The 1,353-nt window shown below is 30.2% G+C and carries 2 protein-coding genes; both read right to left on the bottom strand.

What is annotated here, in order from left to right:
• Positions 1-55: 55 nt before the first annotated feature.
• Positions 56-562 (bottom strand): hypothetical protein, encoded by a 507-nt coding sequence (locus AB1349_14400; protein ID MEW6558516.1) that lies wholly within the window; start codon positions 560-562, stop codon positions 56-58.
• An 82-nt stretch (positions 563-644) separates the two neighbouring features.
• Positions 645-1,353 (bottom strand): hypothetical protein (locus tag AB1349_14395; GenBank protein ID MEW6558515.1); only part of this gene is annotated, 709 nt, incomplete at its 5' end.

Raw genomic sequence — 1,353 nt, 5'->3', positions numbered from 1 at the left:
ATTTTTAATACATAGGGCATATCCCAAAATGGGATACAAAAACGAGTAGAAGATATTAAGAAACATTTTCCCTGTTTCCTGGAAAAAATTCAATATACCATGGATTCCAATATGGATAAGATAATTTTAAAAATTTTATTTCTACGATATCATTATAATTTAAGGTTTTATGGCCTTGGTCAGGGTCCATTACCCAAATATTATTTTGAAAATCTATTGAATCAAATAGAACAGAATGCATTTTATCTGGTGTTTGAGTTATGCCAAAGATATAACTTTCTTTAGACTGTAATGATTTTAGTTTATTCTGCATTTGACATAGTTCTGAAATATTTTTTAAAGTAGCTTCCTCATTATATAATATATTTTCTTTGTTACATAAAACTATTTCCTCGCCACATGGTATTACACCTTCTTTACCTGGAATACTTTTACATAAATCTTTATGAGTCTCAATTAGTTCTTCTTGAGAACGCAAAACTCCACAATGTTTTAAAAATGACTCTATACATGCTAAAAAGCAAGAGTTACCATTACGGTTTTGTATATGTTCGAATTTCATATTTTCACCTATAATTCTATTTTGTGTCATTTCCGACATAGTTAATGTGGCTTTCTATAGTGAAAGTCACATTCTTAACATTTCACAACCCTCTAACTCCAACTAGAACTATATCTCCTTCCCTCTGTACCGATAATCTCTCACTCTTATAAATCTCTGTTATGGAAATCTGAAGGTCAAAGGGGAAGATAAAGTGTTTACTTTTAATTTCATCAAAAGAAATCATATCAACATTTGCAGCCATTATAACTACTTCGGTAAACCATATAGACAGTTTTAAATTTTTTGTTTTTCTCTTGGAAGAAGCTTTTTCAAAAATCATTGTATTACTTTTACTTATATCTTTTATAAATCCGAAGTTTTCCATAGTTTTAGTAACCATCTGTACCATTCGTCTTACAGTTTCTCTATCTCCCCATTCCTTCACAATCCTTGTTTTAATATCCGAAATTGTTGCACTTCCCTGTAAATCCAACAAACGGCCAGTAACTTCCGCTATATCTTTTACAAAAGGATAAGTTAGTAGTAGTAAACCCCAGTAGAGCCAGACTCTTTCTTCTGAAGATATTTCCTTTACAAGTTCTTTTGCTATATTAATAAGTTCTTGTTTATAACTATCCTGAGAAAAAACAATTCTCATAATTACAGTAACAGTTTTTGATATGGCTTCTTTGCCTTTCAGATATTCTGAAAGATACTGATCAATTTCTTTTCTTATTTCTTTCTCGGTTTTATTTTCCAGTATCTTTCCCATAAAAAAATCTAACCATTCCGGTTCAAGTTTTCTATCA

This window comes from Elusimicrobiota bacterium (assembly GCA_040757695.1).
Lineage (GTDB): Bacteria > Elusimicrobiota > UBA8919 > UBA8919 > UBA8919 > JBFLWK01.
The sequence above is the reverse complement of the archived record's forward strand: the minus strand, read 5'-3'. Positions and strand labels throughout refer to the sequence as shown.